General features: G+C 59.6%; 10 protein-coding genes and 1 tRNA gene. 6 read left to right on the top strand and 5 right to left on the bottom strand.

Annotated elements, in window-relative coordinates; all coding sequences use genetic code 11:
- The first annotated feature begins 162 nt into the window (after positions 1-162).
- Positions 163-1803: an FAD-binding protein gene (locus ACYU81_RS04405; RefSeq protein ID WP_460986523.1), complete on the top strand. Its 1641-nt coding sequence runs from the start codon at positions 163-165 to the stop codon at positions 1801-1803.
- Between the two features lie 95 nt (positions 1804-1898).
- Here ACYU81_RS04405 and ACYU81_RS04400 read toward each other — a convergent pair whose 3' ends face one another.
- Positions 1899-3152 carry a D-amino acid dehydrogenase gene (locus ACYU81_RS04400; RefSeq protein ID WP_460986522.1) on the bottom strand — a complete coding sequence of 418 codons (1254 nt, stop codon included), beginning with the start codon at positions 3150-3152 and terminating at the stop codon, positions 1899-1901.
- Positions 3149-4279: an alanine racemase gene (alr, locus tag ACYU81_RS04395; protein ID WP_460986520.1), complete on the bottom strand. Its 1131-nt coding sequence runs from the start codon at positions 4277-4279 to the stop codon at positions 3149-3151. Before alr ends, ACYU81_RS04400 begins: the two co-directional genes overlap by 4 nt.
- A 118-nt stretch (positions 4280-4397) precedes the next feature.
- Between alr and ACYU81_RS04390 the strand changes: the two genes are divergently transcribed.
- The 4 genes from ACYU81_RS04390 (at position 4398) to ACYU81_RS04375 (ending at position 9527) form a co-directional block, all read left to right on the top strand.
- Positions 4398-4874: an Lrp/AsnC family transcriptional regulator gene (locus ACYU81_RS04390; protein ID WP_449473921.1), complete on the top strand. Its 477-nt coding sequence runs from the start codon at positions 4398-4400 to the stop codon at positions 4872-4874.
- 319 nt (positions 4875-5193) lie between these two features.
- Positions 5194-6213 (top strand): hypothetical protein, encoded by a 1020-nt coding sequence (locus tag ACYU81_RS04385; protein ID WP_460986519.1) that lies wholly within the window; start codon positions 5194-5196, stop codon positions 6211-6213.
- A gap of 298 nt (positions 6214-6511) precedes the next feature.
- Positions 6512-9076 carry a TonB-dependent receptor gene (locus tag ACYU81_RS04380; protein ID WP_460986518.1) on the top strand — a complete coding sequence of 855 codons (2565 nt, stop codon included), beginning with the start codon at positions 6512-6514 and terminating at the stop codon, positions 9074-9076.
- 43 nt (positions 9077-9119) lie between these two features.
- Positions 9120-9527: a VOC family protein gene (locus ACYU81_RS04375; protein WP_460986517.1), complete on the top strand. Its 408-nt coding sequence runs from the start codon at positions 9120-9122 to the stop codon at positions 9525-9527.
- A 154-nt stretch (positions 9528-9681) separates the two neighbouring features.
- On the opposite strand, the gene ACYU81_RS04370 is transcribed toward ACYU81_RS04375, so the two are convergent.
- The gene (locus tag ACYU81_RS04370) at positions 9682-10263 is read right to left on the bottom strand and encodes a nitroreductase family protein (protein WP_460986516.1); all 582 of its coding nucleotides are present in this window, start codon (positions 10261-10263) and stop codon (positions 9682-9684) included.
- Between the two features lie 347 nt (positions 10264-10610).
- Here ACYU81_RS04370 and ACYU81_RS04365 point away from each other — a divergent pair, with 347 nt between their 5' ends.
- Positions 10611-11288: a TetR/AcrR family transcriptional regulator gene (locus ACYU81_RS04365; protein ID WP_449473910.1), complete on the top strand. Its 678-nt coding sequence runs from the start codon at positions 10611-10613 to the stop codon at positions 11286-11288.
- Between the two features lie 551 nt (positions 11289-11839).
- On the opposite strand, the gene ACYU81_RS04360 is transcribed toward ACYU81_RS04365, so the two are convergent.
- Both ACYU81_RS04360 and rpoC read right to left on the bottom strand, forming a co-directional pair.
- Positions 11840-11913 (bottom strand) — tRNA-Gln (locus tag ACYU81_RS04360).
- A 214-nt stretch (positions 11914-12127) separates the two neighbouring features.
- A complete protein-coding gene (rpoC, locus tag ACYU81_RS04355) occupies positions 12128-16384 on the bottom strand; it encodes a DNA-directed RNA polymerase subunit beta' (protein ID WP_460986515.1) in 4257 nt (1418 codons plus the stop codon).
- Positions 16385-16457 lie beyond the last annotated feature (73 nt).

The following is a 16457-nucleotide window of genomic DNA, read 5'->3' as shown; positions in this document are numbered from 1 at the left end:
ACGAACAGGCATCAGCGATTATATTGACGCTCCTGTGGAAGTACAGCAGCGCCATTTATCCCATACGCTTCACTTGCGTCGTCGGATAGCTATAGACGCTGCATGTCGGGAAGCGCGCTATGCAGCGGAATCCTGGGCGAATACACAAACAGGGGCAAAGCGTTGCGCGATTATCAGGCTGATTTCATTGTCGTGGGAAGTGGGGCGGGTGGCCTGGTCGGTGCGATTGCCGCCAAGTTGAACGGCCTCAATCCGCTGGTAATCGAGAAAACCGACCGTTGGGGCGGGACGAGCGCGCTTTCTGGCGGCGGGGTCTGGATACCCAACAATCCGCTGATGGAGCGGGACGGGGTGGAAGACAGTTTCGAGGCAGCGCTTGCCTATATGGAAGCGACCATCGGAGATGTCGGCCCGGCGAGCAGCAAAGAGCGCAAGGTCGCCTATCTGAATGTTGGTCCGCAGATGGTGATGGCCCTGGAACAGCAGGGCCTTGGTTGGGTCCGGGCGCCCCGATATCCCGACTATCATCAGGATCAGCCGGGCGCGCGCGTGGGCCGGACGCTGGAAGGCGTGAATTTCGACGGCAAAAAGCTCGGCGACTGGCTCAAGACGATGCGCAAATCGGACATGCCATCGATGGTAATGGGCACCGATGACGCGCCCGTGATACCGGTGATGTTGCGGTCGTTAAAGGCGTTCTCCAGGTTCATGGGCATTATCGCGCGCACGGCCGCCTGGCGTGTACGCGGGCGCGAACCGTTGTGCCTGGGCGGGACATTGATGGGGCAGCTGATGGTCATCGTTCAGCGCCTGGGCATACCCGTCCTTCTCGACAGCCCGCTCAAGTCGTTGATCCAGGACGGCGATAAAGTGGTGGGCGTCGTGATCGGCGAGGGGGACGCCGAACGGCGGATCATGGCGCCGCGCGGCGTGCTGCTGACCACCGGCGGATTCGCGAAGAACAGCGAGTATCGCAGGCAGTTTCAGGATGTCAGCGGCGAGTGGAGCCCGGCTAGCCCCGGCGATACCGGCGATGCGCACCAGATCGGCGCGGAGGTGGGTGCAGAACTCGCCCTGATGGACGCTGCCACATGGTATCCGGTGTCGATCCTGCCGAACGGCACCATCAATGTCGGCATCTGGGAACGCACCTTGCCCGGATCGATCATCGTCGATGCTTCGGGGCAGCGCTACACGAATGAGGCGGCGTCCTATGTCAACGCCGGGCGGGCCATGCTGGACCGTGACAAGACCGTGTCGGCCGTGCCGAGCTGGCTGATCTTCGATGCGCGCTATCGCAGCCGTTATTTCTTCGGGGGCACACCGCCGGGGATGAACGGGGAACTGGTGAAAAACGGCTTTTTCGTCAAGGCGCCGACGCTTGATCAGCTTGCCGCGAAAATCGGGATCGATGCGGCGGGCCTCAACCGGACGGTCGAGCGCGTGAATGCCATGGCCGCGACCGGCGTCGATGAGGATTTCGGTCGTGGCGACAATGTGTACGACCAATATTATGGCGATCCCGGCAATCAGCCGAATCCGTCGTTCGGTCCTATCGACAAGGCGCCATTTTACGCGACGCGCTTTTACCCCGGTGACCTTAGCACCAAGGGAGGACTGATGGCCGACGAGCATGCGCGGGTGCTGCGCGCGGACGGCAGTGTCATCGAAGGGCTTTACGCCGCAGGCAATTGCGCGGCCCCGGTTATGGGTAGGACCTATCCCGGTGCAGGCGCGACGCTTGGCCCGGCCATGGTATTCGCCTGGATTGCAGGGCAGCACAGCGCCGCTGCGGCTGCGTAAAGCTTGGGCTGGGCCAGCGATCTTTAGGGCAATTGGCGCCGTCGTCGCGTAGATATGCGAGACAATGGCGCCATGTCCTATGGACCGCGCGGGCGTCAGCGATATCGCGCTATGGAAAGATCGGCGGTTTCGATTGCCGGTTTCCGGTTGGAAATAATGTCCGCGATCACATGGCCGGACCCACAGGCCATAGTCCAACCAAGCGTGCCGTGGCCGGTGTTGAGGTAGAGGTTCGGAATATGCGTAGGGCCGATCACGGGTGTGCCGTCCGGCGTCATGGGACGCAGGCCCGACCAGAAGCTGGCATGGCCAAGATTGCCGGACGCCGGAAATAAGGACTCAACCGAATATTCCAGCGTGTCGCGACGCTTGTCCGGGAGGTTTGTCGAGAAGCCGGAAAGCTCGGCCATTCCCCCAACCCGGATGCGGTCGCCCAGCCGCGTGATGGCAACCTTGAAGCTTTCATCCAGCAGCGTGGAAACAGGGGCGCGTTCTGCATCGGTGATGGGAACGGTTATCGAATAGCCCTTCACCGGATAGACTGGCAGCTTGATCCCCAACGGCGCCACCAGCAGCGGCGAGTAACTGCCCAGCGCGACAATGAATGCGTCTGCCTTGATCGGTCCCTTGTCGGTTTCGACATGATCGATCGCGCCCTTATCCGCAACGAGACGCTCGATCTTGTGATCGTGCAGGAAGGTGACGCCCGCCGCTTTCGCCATGATGGCGAGCGCGTTGGTGAACTTGAAGCAGTCGCCGGTTTCGTCATTGGGCAGGCGCAGGCCGCCCACGATCGGCGACTGGCTGTTAGCAAGGCCCGGTTCGGCCGCGATGCAGCCTGCCCGGTCGAGCACTTCGAAGGGAACGCCGTCGGCCTTCAGCACGGCTACGTCCTTGCCGATACCGTCCATTTGCTTCTGTTCGCGAAACAGCTGGAGCGTGCCCTGGGTCCGCTCATCATAGGCTATGCCGGTTTCGTGGCGTAGCGCGATGAGTTGGTCGCGGCTGAACTCGGCCAGGCGCACCATGCGGCTCTTGTTCACCGCGTAGGCCTTTTCCGTGCAGTTGCCGAGCATGGCCACCATCCAGCGCCACATGGCGGCATCGAAGGTCGGGCGAAGGATGAGCGGCGCGTGCTGCATGAACAGCCAGCGCAGCGCCTTCATCGGTATGCCCGGCGCAGCCCAGGGTGACGCATAGCCCGGCGAAATCTCTCCGGCGTTGCCGAAGCTGGTTTCCAGCGCCGGGCCGGACTGCCGATCGATCACGACGACTTCATGGCCCGCTTTGGCGAGATACCAGGCCGAAGTCACGCCGATGACCCCGCTTCCCAGAATGGCGACCTTCATGCTGTCATACTCCGCTTTTGCTCGATGGCCTGCGCGGCGTGATATTCACGGGCGTATCGGTGGCCGAGTTGGGTGAGGATTTCGTACGAAATGGTGCCCGCGTCGGCCGCGACATCGTCGATCGACTGATGGGGGCCGAGCAGTTCGACTGGCGCGCCGGGATAGAGCAGCATGTCGGGAACGCCCGTCACGTCGAGCGTGATGCTGTCCATCGACACCCTGCCGACGATCGGCACCCTGATATTGCCGATGAAGGCCGCGCCACGGTTGCTGAGATGGCGTGGCCATCCGTCCGCGTAGCCGACAGGAATGGTTGCGATGTGCGATACGCGCTCTGCCCTGTGGGAGAGGCCATATCCAACACCTGTTCCGGGAGTGACAGTGCGTAGCTGCGCGATCCGCGCCTCCAGCGAAACGACCGGGCGCATGGGATTGAACCCGTCCTGCGGCGCCCCGCCGTAAAGCGCGATCCCGGCGCGCACGACCTCATAATGAGGGTGATCGAGAAAGCTGCCGCCGCTATTGTCGAGCGAACGCGGCACGTCGGGGAAGTGGCGGGCAAAATCGTTGAAGGCCACGACCTGCTTGTCATTGAAGGCGGAAGAGGGATCGTCGGCGCAGGCAAGGTGGCTCATGACGAGCACGAGGTCGATGCCGTTCAGGAGCGATCGGTCGGCAAGGATCGCCTTCGCTTCGTCCGAAGAAAGGCCGAGCCGTGACATGCCACTGTCGATCTGAAGCGCTGCGGGAAGGGGGCGGCCCGTTGCCTGCGCTAGGCCGGACCAGCGCCTGATCTGATCGAGGGAATTGAGGACGGGCATCGCGCCCGCGTCCAGGCACTGCCGTTCGGCTCCGGGCTGGAGGCCGTTTAGGACGAACAGCTGAACGTGGTCGGGGAGGTCAGGTTTGAGCGCCAGCGCCTCGTTCAGTTGCGCCACGAAGAAATGGCGGCAACCCGCTTCCAGCAAGGCGGACGCTACCGCCGAAGCGCCAGTGCCATAGGCATCAGCCTTCACCACGCCAGCCACCTCCGCAGGTGCCACGCGGCGCGCGATGATGCGGTAGTTTTCCACAAGGGCGTCCAAGTCGATGCGTAACACCGCGCCCGCGCAATCCAGCGATCCCATTTAGCGATCCCCCTCATGCATTTTGTAGAGGGGGGATTGTGCATTTTTCTCCCAAAGTGACGCAGTATGTTCTATAATGTCGATATTATTGAGAGAATGTGCGAAGGAATTGGGCGAAATGGCCGTAGGACTGGATCAGACGGATCGCGCGATCCTGCGCTTGCTAAGGCTCAATGCGAGACGTCCCAATTCCGAGATTGCCGAGGAAGTCGGGCTGTCGCCGTCAAGCTGTCACCGACGGATCAAGCTGCTGGAAGATGCGGGGGTCATTCGCGGCTATACGGTGCTGACCAGCCCTCTGCGGGTCGGTGAGAATAGCGTGAACATATTGGTGCAGGTGACGCTCGACAGGCAGACCGAAGATTATCTGGCGCGTTTTGAACATGCCGTCAGACAATGTCCGGAGATCCGCGAATGTTTCCTGATGACGGGCGGGACCGACTATTGGCTGCGCGTCGAAACGGAAAGCGTTGCCGCCTATGAGATCATCCATAGCGAAATCCTGTCCCGGATGCCCGGCGTAGCGCGCATCAACTCAAGCGTCGCGATGCGCGATGCGCTGAGCCCGCGATCAACAGGGCCTAGGGGCCGTTAGGGCAGGGCGTTCCCCGGGTGCCAATCGGTCAGCCTGGCTCCGCGACGGCGTCCGTTTGTACCATCCAGGGGATTTCGACGGGGAATCGGCCAATTTCCGCTCAGGCGGAACAATGGCGCGATCATTACATGTTTCTAATTTTTGACACAGTTGACGATCGTCAACTTATGGTCCAACATCCGGTTAGCGCATCCCCTCGAATCGCGGCGGGCCAACGGCATTTCCGGGCGATTGGAGTGAGACGACGTCCAGTTTATCAATGGAGTGCCTGATGACTACCGATTTTGCCGACCAGTTCCGTCCGGTAGCGCCGCCTTACGTGATCGAAAACGCCTATACGGAAGATCAGCGTCAGCGGATATTCAAGGTTGTGCGGGAGAACGGGCCGTGGCCGCTCATTCTCGCCGAAAACTTCAAGTCTCCTGAAGAAGTCATAGCCACGACCGGCGGCACCATTCCTGAAGGGTTCACGCTGACCTGGGACATGATCCTGCAAGGCAGCGGGACGTTCCGGGGGTATATCGCTCGTCAGGGTGTCTGCTTCTATCCTGAACTGAACGACTGCTATTATAACTCCAAGTTCCTTGAAATGTCGCGCAACTATTGGGGCGCCAAATATGCCGAGCCAGAGACGTTTCTGATCAACATTCAGGGGCCGACCCTCATCGGTGGGCCGCCGCATCTTGATGGTACGGTCTTCCGCGGAATGACCATGGAAAACGCGCCGCTCTGGCTTCTGTTGACGATGGCCAAGTCTCGCATGTTCGAACAGTGGCGCAGCAAGAAGATGCAGGTCACCGGCTGGTATTATAAGGGCAATATCGGCGGAGGATTCAACTATTGGCCGGACGGTCCGCGTGGCGAACCCAAGCAGATCACTGCGCCTATGTGGGGTCGCGCGGTCGTTGCCGAGAACGAGATGATGTTCCACCACGCTCAGGCGACCGGTCCGCTTGCGATGCGTCGTTCTGAAGGTCTGGATATCAGCAGCGTGATGGCGCCCGATCCGACGGTCGAAGGCGGTTGGCGGATTGAGACCAATGGAGTGGTTAATCAGCAGTTGCCGGCAGATGAAGTGCGCCTGCTGGTTCACTGGGGCGCACGAGTGTTCATGGATATGGCCGACCTGAAGCGGACGTTTGACCACACGGATGACATCACGCACGACCAGGCTTTGAACATGCTGATGGACGAAGCCCGCAACCGTGGCGCTCAGTTCGAAACGCCCACTGATCCGCTGACCGATCGCGCGTTCATCGGCATGCTCAGCCAGGTGTTCGCCGTGAACGGCCCGGCGAACATTCCGGCTGACATGGACGAGGCGCCGCTCGCCGCCTGATAGCTGAATTCGGTACAATGTAAGATGAAGTGAATGGCGGGCCTCTGCGGCCCGCCTTTTGCGTTTTAGGGAATGCGAAAGAGGACTAGGCGCAGATTATAATATCGCCGTTTTTCCGAATAGGCGGTAACTTATAGAACAACGGCATGTGCAAATAAATTCATCTTGACAATGGTTGAAATACGTCAACTATCATAGATGGCGAACGTATGAGGGGCACAGTCAGCGAAGTTGCTGACGGAACGAATATCAAAACCCAATCGCCGATCGGAACCGGTAACTTTTGCCGGGGGCCGCGATGTCCCATGTGGAGGGGCATTGCTACATATGGGGAGTAGCAATGATGCGATCAGTAGAAAATAGCTTGAAGCTGCTATGCGGAGCCGGGATGACGGCATTGTGCATTGCGGGAGCCGCGCAAGCCCAGGCTCAACCGGGTGCTGGTTCGAGCGTGAACTCGGCTCCGGATGAAATTGTCGTTACCGCGCAGCGCCGTGACGAGCGCGCGCAGGATGTTCCCATCGCGATCACGGCATTTTCGCCAGAACGTCTACAGCAGCAAGGGATTACGCAGCCGCAAAATTTGCAGGCGACGGTTCCGTCTCTGGTGGTCGGCAACAATGGCAATCCGTCACGTGAAGCGCAAAGCTTTACGATCCGAGGGCAGGGTGCGACCTTTCAAGCGTCGCCTGGCGTGGTCGTTTATCTGAACGAAGTGCCGCTGCCCGCGCCGATCTCAATTCCTCAACAAGGTGGTGCCGGTAATTTCGTAGATCTGGAGAATGTCCAGGTCCTGAACGGCCCGCAAGGAACCTTGTTCGGACGTAACACGACTGGTGGCGCGGTGCTGCTCGTTCCCAAAAAGCCGACGAACGACTTTGAAGGCTATGTTCAGGGCAAGTTCGGTAATTACGACAACAAGGAACTTGAAGGCGCGATCAACGTCCCGATCGTCGATGACAAGGTCCTGCTGCGGGTGGCCGGAGCCTATCAGGATCGTGATGGCTACACGCGGGATGTCGTCTGGAACACCGATCGCGATAATTTGCACTGGTATTCCGGGCGCGTTGGACTGACGCTGCGGCCGACCGAGACTTTCGAAAATTATACCATGGCCTATGGGGCGAATTCCCGGACCCATGGGACCGGTACGGTCAACACGCAGCTTAACGTTGCGGGACTGGCGGCCACGAGTTTTGTCGGCCTTCCTTTCTGCGTTGAAGGACCGACAATCCCTGGCTTTAGCGCATCGTGCGACGTCTACAGGGCGGCTAGCGCGGAAGCAGATGCTCGTGGACCCAGACAAACAGCGCATGGCACCAATTCGTTTCAAAGGACGAAGACCTGGGGCGTCACCAATACTTCGACGCTTAATCTGAACGAAGAACTGACGCTGCGTAACATCGTCAGCTATCAACGCTTCAAGACGACATATAGCGTCGACAGTGATGGCACCATCTTCCAGTTCGATGATGGCGATCCAAGAAGCTATCCGGCTCCCGGCGTAGTTACTTTGCCCGGTGACGGTACTCCGGTCATCTACGATAATGCTTCACCAACGCGTCTGCCGCGAGATGATATCAAGGTTTTCACCGAGGAATTGCAGCTTCAGGGCGATTTGTTTGACAAACTGCTCACCTTTACCGCAGGCGCATTCTACTATGATCAGCGTCCGGCCGGGACCCAGGGGGCGGGTGCTACTGGTTTCTGCCCAGCTTTGTTCACCGGCAACCCATTGGTTTGCGGGGTGTATGACATAAGATATGCGATCACCAATACGTCGAAAGCGCTATACGCGCAGTCGGCGCTGGATTTGGGACTGGTTTCGCCTGCGTTGCAGAACCTCAAGGTTACTGGCGGTATTCGGTACACTTGGGATAGGGTCAGCGGCTCGGCGGGTCTGTATCAGGTGCTCGCGCCAGGAGCATTCTTCTGCTTCGCCGACAATAGGATTGCACCAGACGCGGCCGGCTGCTCATTTGAGGCCAATCTGAAGACCAATGAGCCGACCTGGAACATTGGTGTAGATTACAGATTTTCGCCCGAGCTTCTTGTCTACGGCAAGATTAGCCGTGGCTATAAGGCCGGTGGCATAAACGCCAATGCGGTGTTTACCACCACCCGCACTTTCCCGCCGGAGTTCGTCACATCCTATGAAGCGGGCTTCAAGTCGGATGTGCGACTGGGGGGCATGCCGCTTCGGCTCAACGCCGCCTATTATTATCTGACCTATAAGGGTATTCAGCGCGCGACTGGTGACTTCAATCCCGACACTGGGGCCGCTGGCGCACGCGTTCTGTCGGCGGATGCGCGCATCCAGGGCATAGAGGCGGAAGCGTCGCTGCGGCCGATTCCGGGTGTCGAGATCGGTGGTACGTTCAGCTATACAGATGCCAAATATAAGAAATATGAGTTCGCGCCGAGCAGCCCCACTCAGGACTGTACCGGCAATGTCATAAGTGCTCCGGCGACTGTAGATCTGACCTGCATCCCGTTCCAATATGTGTCGCCGTACATCTACAGCTTCCACGTGTCCGCAGAGCGGCCGCTTGGCGGGGATCTCGGCACACTTGCGATGTTCGTCAACTATTCACACACGTCGGCGCAGCATACGGCGGGGACCAGCCTTCCTGGGGATCAGCCGGGCGAGCGGCTTGAACCATTCGGGACGCTGAACCTGTCGCTCGACTGGCGGAATGTTGCAGGTAGCCGCGTGGACGTAGGCTTTTACGCGACCAACCTCACGAACAAGCTGTATCGTGTCAGCAACAGCAACACCTATAACAGTCAGTTCTTTACTGCGACGTTATACGGCGAACCCAGAATGTACGGGGTCCGTCTGCGCTACTCATTCGGAAAATGACTTGAAGTTCCGAAGGGTTGAATATGCTTAAAAATGAAGAGCGATGAATATGTCAGATGTGAATAAAGTGGTTCCTTTAGGCTTCACCAAGCTGATCGTGCAGGATCTTGACAAGGTTGCGGCCTTCTATGGCGCCGTATGCGGCCTGGTCGAGGAAGCGCAGGCCGATGCGGAGATCGCAGGGCGTCCCATTCGGGAACTGTACTTCAAGTCAAATCCGCCGGGCACGGGGAACTTCACGCTGACGAAATTCCTCGACGTGGAAAAATCGGCCACGGAGTCGGTTATCCTGGGGTTCATCGCGGATGATATCCACCGGTTCGTGGAAAGTGCCGCCGCCGCAGGTGGTGTTGTGGTCGTGGCTGCTCATCCGGAGCCCGAACATGGCGTACATGTGGCCTTCGTCAAAGACGTCGAAGGCAATTTGATCGAGGTGGTCCAACTCATGTGAGGCGCGTGGTCATCACGCGTGCAAATGTGAGCGATCATCTCGTGACATCCAGTGCCTGAAGGCTTCTGGATCAGGTGGAAGGGGGAGGTACATGGTGCCTCCCCCAACTTTCATAACGCGCTTGTCGATCAATGACCGGCGCCGCAGTTTCAAGTCAGCTGCGGAAGTTGCCGGAATAGGCAATCTCTTCAAGAGGCTTGCGGTTGCTGGGCTCTTCGCGCGCCTGCAGCTTTTCCGGAAGGGACGCGGGGTCGCCCATCCGGCCAATCGCTACGGCGGCCTCTATCCGGAATCCGTCCGGAACGCCCAGTTCCGCCCTGGTTTTGTCCATATCGATCCCGACCATGCCATGGGCGTGATAGCCAATCAGGGTCGATTGCAGCGCTATGCCCGACCAGGCGGCGCCAGCGTCAAAGCTGTGCGAATGGCTGGGCTTTTCCGGCGATCCCATCGTCGTTTCGCTCAGGATGAACAAAAGCACCGAGGCTTCCTTGGCCCAGATCGCGTTGAACGGAATCAGCAGATCGAGGAAGCGCCCCCAATTGGCGGCATCGTCACGCGTCGCATAGAGAAAGCGCCAGGGCTGATAATTGAAGGAAGAGGGCGCCCAGCGTCCGGCATCCAATATGGTGCGCAGATCGTCAGCGGGCATAACGGAGCCATCAAAGGCGCGTGGCGACCAGCGATTTAGAAACAAAGGGTCGAGTGCCGTGTCGGTTACCCGGTTGAGCGTCATGTCTTTAAGGGTCCTTTGCAAACAAGATGGATTTTACACAGGCTTATCGCTGCAGATCACCGGAAATGCTTGACTAAAAGTTGTCGTATGTCAACGTCTTGATGGCGGCGGTGATCGCAGGGTCGCGCTTCGGACCATTACGTTCTGCGGTGACTATTGATCATGGTTGCTTAAGGGCCTTCCGCGCTTGCAACCTTTGTTGCAGGACGGCGAAAAGTTGGAGCGGGGAGCCCTTTGATAACCATGTTGCGAACGGTGAATAACGCTATCGACTTTTCGTAAGCTAAATGGTCAGATGACATACGAGCAGAACTTTTCATCAATTCAAATCAGCGCTACGGGGGAGTATGACTGATCTTAAGGTGAAAAAGGCCAAGCTTGTCGCTCCTCCTCGCCCGGGAGTATATTCCCGGGGTTCCGACACGGTCGATGCAATCCTCAAGGCCGCGTTGCACGTTCTCGTCGATGAGGGCGCATCGGCCTTCACCCTTCGCCGGATTGCTGCTGAATGTGGGATGAAGGTCGGAAATGTGAGCCGTCATTTCCCGCGTAAGGAAATGCTGGTTCAGGTGCTGCTGGACGAACTGCTGAGCCCCACCGTGGGCGAAGCGAGAGTCAGCCTCACCAACAAGGGCTTACCTGCCGAAGAAGCGCTCGCGCTGGTCATCGGGGGCACCTTCGACGAGACGAAGACGAAGAAGATGACCCATCTGTTTACCGAATTGTGGGCGATGGCGAACCACAATCAGTTCGTCGCGGAACGGGTCGAGATGGTCAATCAGTATATGCACAATCTGATGGCTTCCTATGTCGCCGAACTCAACCCGGCGCTTTCCACGGAGGAAGTCGACATCGTGACCCTGTTCATCAACACGTCCATCGAAGGGTCAACGATATTGGCGGGATATGGCAAACCGTGGGAGGCCAAGATGCCGCAGCTCAAGGCTTTTGCTGTCAAATCTCTGATCAATCTTGCTAAGACCATCACTCCCGAGGAGGTGAGAGGGCTTCGCCCGGCTGCGTGACGGTAATTGGGGTCGGGAGCAAGATACTCGCCGCCGCTCCCACACAAATCAGGCGATTAAAGCGGATGTAAGTCTGCCCACGCTGAGCAGGAAGCGGCGACAGCGCCGACGATAGCCGACAGCGCGAGCAATCCGGCGATCAACCGTTCCTGCCAAGCGAAGCGGCGTGCTGTATATAGGCGTTGCCCATTCAGATAGGCATTGCCTTGATCATCGAGTCCGATGAGTGCCAGGCCATCCAGTGAGATGACGCGGAGGTTTTCCGGCCAGTGACGTGGCCGGATGTTGGTGCGCCAATGTCTCAGGTCCGCGTAGAAGTCAGCTTCTGATATTTCATGGGCAGGAAGAGCGGCTTTGCTCGCTTGATTGTGATGCCACTGAGGATGCACCCTTTACGCTAGATGGAAGGATCGCGTTAGGCGCCCCTCGACCCCTTGCTTCGGCCACGATCAGTCATCAAGCCCAATGCCTCCGCCAAGCACCAGCGACCGGCCAGAGAAGGCGATGGCCAAGTTCATACATGGCTTAAATTTTCTAGATTGCCGAATGTTTGGATGCCCGACAAGGATTCGAACCTTGATTGACGGAGTCAGAGTCCGCTCTCTTACCATTAGAGGATCGGGCACCAAGGCGGGTGTAGCCCGCATCGGAAGCGCGCAAATAAGCTGGTTGGATCGGCTGGTCAAGGGGCTTGCGCCGGAAAATGCCGCATACTTCGGTTAGGAAAAAGCCCGCCGGTCGCATATTCGTCCGGCGGGCTCATTCATCATCCCTTGCGGGGTAGACAGGCTTGGGAGCCGCTATCCAAGATAGGAAGCGGCTCCCATGATTTCAAAGCTTCAGTCGAGATCCTGGGTGGTGAAATCCTCACCCTGGACCGCACCGAGCGGATCGTCGCCGATGGCCGCTTCCGGACCCTGTGCGAGTTCGGCAGCATGTTCTTCAGCAGCCGTCTTGGGCGCGATCAGGTCTACTTGGCTCGATGCCCGCAGGGCGGCCCGCATCGCCGCATCACGCGACGAGGCGGCAACGCGCATGCGGTTCATGCCCGCGCCAGTGCCCGCCGGGATGAGGCGGCCGACGATGACGTTTTCCTTCAGACCAACCAGCGTGTCCTTCTTGCCCTGAACCGCCGCTTCCGTGAGGACGCGGGTGGTTTCCTGGAAGGAGGCCGCCGAGATGAACGAACGCGTCTGGAGCGAGGCCTTGGTGATCCCGAGCAGCACCGGCTTGCCAGCGGCAGGCGCGAAGCCCGGCTGGAGCTTGGCGTTGATCTCGTCCATTTCCTCGCGGTCGATCTGCTCGCCGACCAGCAGCGTGGTGTCGCCGGACTCGATGATCTCGACCTTTTGCAGCATCTGACGAACGATCGTTTCGATGTGCTTGTCGTTGATCTTCACGCCCTGCAAGCGATAGACTTCCTGGATTTCCGCGACCAGATATTCGGCCAGCGGCTCGATGCCGAGAACTTCCAGAATGTCGTGCGGATCGGGCGAACCGCCGATCAGGTTATCGCCGCGCTTCACGAAGTCGCCTTCCTGAACGTCGATCACCTTGCTCTTGGGGATCAGATATTCGACCGGCTCGCCGCCATCCTCCGGATTGATGGCGATCTTGCGCTTCGCCTTGTAATCCTTGAGGAACTGAACGCGGCCCGAGACCTTGGCAATGATCGCATTGTCCTTGGGCTTGCGGGCTTCGAACAGTTCGGCGACGCGCGGCAGACCACCGGTGATGTCGCGGGTCTTCGCGGCTTCGCGAGAGACACGCGCCAGCACGTCACCGGCCTGCACCTGCGCGCCGTCATCGACCGACAGGGTCGCACCCACCGCCAGCATGTAGCGAGCAGCTTCGCCCGACTGATCGTCGAGCAGGGTGAGGCGGGGACGCAGATCTTCCTTGGTACGGGCGGACCCGCGATGTTCGATGACCACGCGCTGGGCGATGCCGGTCGCTTCGTCGGTCTGCTCGGTCAGCGTCTTGTTGTCGATCAGATCGACATATTTCACGATGCCCGGCTTTTCCGTGATCACCGGCATGGTGAACGGATCCCACTCGGCAAAGCGCTCACCCTTCTTCACGGTGTCGCCATCTGCGAACAGGATGGTGGCGCCGTAGGGCAGGCGGTGCGTTTCGCGTTCGCGGCCTTCGGAGTCGATGATCGCGATCTCGCCATTGCGGGCGAGCGACAGGCGACGGCCATTCTTGTCAGTGATGGTCGGCATGTCGCGCAGCTCGATCGTGCCGTCCGACAGGGCTTCCAGGTTCGACGTTTCGTTGAAGTTCGCAGCGCCGCCGATGTGGAAGGTACGCATGGTAAGCTGCGTACCCGGCTCACCGATGGACTGCGCCGCGATGACGCCGACCGCTTCACCGATATTGACCGGCGTACCACGGGCGAGGTCACGGCCGTAGCATTTGCCGCACACGCCCATCCGGCTTTCGCAGATCAGCGGGCTGCGGATCTTCACCGCCTGGGTACCGATAGCCTCGATCTGCGCGATCATGGGCTCATCGAGCAGGGTGCCGATCGGAATGACGATGCTGCCATCCTTGCTGTCGACGATGTCCTGCGCCGTGGTGCGGCCCAGAATGCGCTCGCCGAGCGAAGCGATGACGGAACCGCCCTGGACGATGGCCTTCATCTCCAGCGCCTTTTCGGTGCCGCAATCTTCCTCGACGATGGTGCAATCCTGCGACACGTCGACCAGACGGCGGGTCAGGTAACCCGAGTTCGCCGTCTTGAGCGCGGTGTCGGCCAGACCCTTACGGGCGCCGTGGGTCGAGTTGAAGTATTCAAGGACGGTCAGACCTTCCTTGAAGTTCGAGATGATCGGCGTTTCGATGATCTCGCCCGAAGGCTTGGCCATCAGGCCGCGCATACCGGCCAGCTGCTTCATCTGGGCCTGCGAACCACGGGCACCGGAGTGCGCCATCATGTAGATCGAGTTGATCTGGGCCATGCGGCCGGTCTGCGGGTCCTTGGGCTGGGCGCGGATTTCGTCCATCATGGCGTTCGCTACCACGTCGCCGCAACGGCTCCAGGCGTCGATAACCTTGTTGTACTTTTCCTGCTGCGTGATCAGGCCGTCCTGATATTGCTGCTCATAGTCAGCCACCAGCGCCTTGGTTTCGGCAACGGTGCCTTCCTTCGAGTCCGGGATCACCATGTCGTCCTTGCCGAACGAGATGCCGGCCTGGAACGCGTGGCGGAAGCCCAGCGCCATGATGGCGTCGGCGAACAGCACCGTGTCCTTCTGGCCAGTGTGGCGATAGACCTGATCGATGACGTCCCCGATTTCCTTCTTGGTGAGAAGGCGGTTGACGACGTCGAAGGGCACCTTGTGCGACTTGGGCAGACATTCGCCCAGCAGCATGCGGCCCGGCGTCGTTTCGAAGCGCTTCATATACTGATTGCCGGCTTCGTCGGTCTGCGGCACGCGGCTGGTGATCTTCGAGTGCAGCGTCACGGCCTTTGCGAAGAGAGCCTGATGGACCTCCTGCATGTCGGCCAGCAGCATGCCTTCGCCCGGCTCGCCTTCGCGTTCCATGGACAGGTAATAGATGCCCAGCACCATGTCCTGCGACGGAACGATGATCGGCTTGCCGTTCGCGGGCGAGAGGATGTTGTTGGTCGACATCATCAGCACGCGGGCTTCCAGCTGGGCCTCAAGGCTCAGCGGCACGTGGACGGCCATCTGGTCACCGTCGAAGTCGGCGTTGAAGGCCGAGCAGACGAGCGGGTGCAACTGGATCGCCTTGCCTTCGATCAGCACGGGTTCGAACGCCTGAATGCCGAGACGGTGGAGGGTCGGCGCGCGGTTCAGCATCACCGGATGCTCGCGGATCACTTCGTCCAGGATGTCCCAGACTTCCTTGCGCTCCTTCTCGACCCACTTCTTCGCCTGCTTCAGGGTCATGGACAGACCCTTGGCGTCGAGGCGGGCGTAGATGAAGGGCTTGAACAGTTCGAGCGCCATCTTCTTGGGCAGGCCGCACTGATGCAGCTTGAGTTCCGGGCCGGTCACGATGACCGAACGGCCCGAATAGTCGACGCGCTTGCCGAGCAGGTTCTGACGGAAGCGGCCCTGCTTGCCCTTGAGCATGTCGGACAGCGACTTGAGCGGACGCTTGTTCGCGCCGGTGATGACGCGGCCACGGCGGCCATTGTCGAACAGGGCGTCGACGGCTTCCTGCAACATGCGCTTTTCGTTGCGGACGATGATGTCCGGCGCGCGCAGTTCCATGAGCCGCTTCAGGCGGTTGTTACGGTTGATGACGCGACGATAGAGGTCGTTCAAGTCCGAAGTCGCGAAGCGGCCGCCGTCCAGCGGCACCAGCGGGCGCAGTTCTGGCGGAATGACCGGGACGACGTCCAGGATCATCCATTCCGGACGGTTGCCCGATTCCAGGAAGCTCTCGACGACCTTCAGACGCTTGATGATCTTCTTGGGCTTCAGTTCCGACTTGGTGACGGCCAGCTCGTCCAGCAGGGCCTGCTTCTCGCCCTCAAGGTCGAGGTCCATCAGCATCTGCTTGACCGCTTCCGCGCCGATCCCGGCGGAGAAGGCGTCCTCGCCATATTCGTCCTGGGCGTCGAGCAGTTCGTCTTCGTTCAGAAGCTGGAACTTCTCAAGCGGGGTCAGGCCCGGCTCGGTGACGATGTAGGATTCGAAGTAAAGGACGCGCTCAAGCTGCTTGAGCTGCATGTCGAGCAGCAGGCCGATGCGCGAAGGCAGCGACTTCAGGAACCAGATGTGCGCGACCGGCGCGGCCAGTTCGATATGGCCCATGCGCTCGCGGCGGACCTTCGATACCGTGACTTCGACACCGCACTTTTCGCAGACGATGCCCTTATACTTCATGCGCTTATACTTGCCGCACAGGCATTCGTAATCCTTGATCGGACCGAAGATGCGGGCGCAGAACAGGCCATCACGCTCGGGCTTGAACGTGCGATAGTTGATGGTTTCCGGCTTCTTGATCTCGCCGAAGGACCACGACCGGATACGCTCAGGCGAGGCGAGGCCGATCTGGATCTGGTCGAAGGTTTCGGCCTTCTGGACCGGGTTGGCGAAATTGGTCAGTTCGTTCATCTTTTTCATTCCCTCATGAGGGCAAATCTTTGGAGCGAAGGGGAGGGCGCTGCCGTCAGGCCGCGCCCCGCAA

The sequence above is a fragment of the Sphingobium sp. TomTYG75 genome, assembly GCF_054771635.1.
The sequence above is the reverse complement of the archived record's forward strand: the minus strand, read 5'-3'. Positions and strand labels throughout refer to the sequence as shown.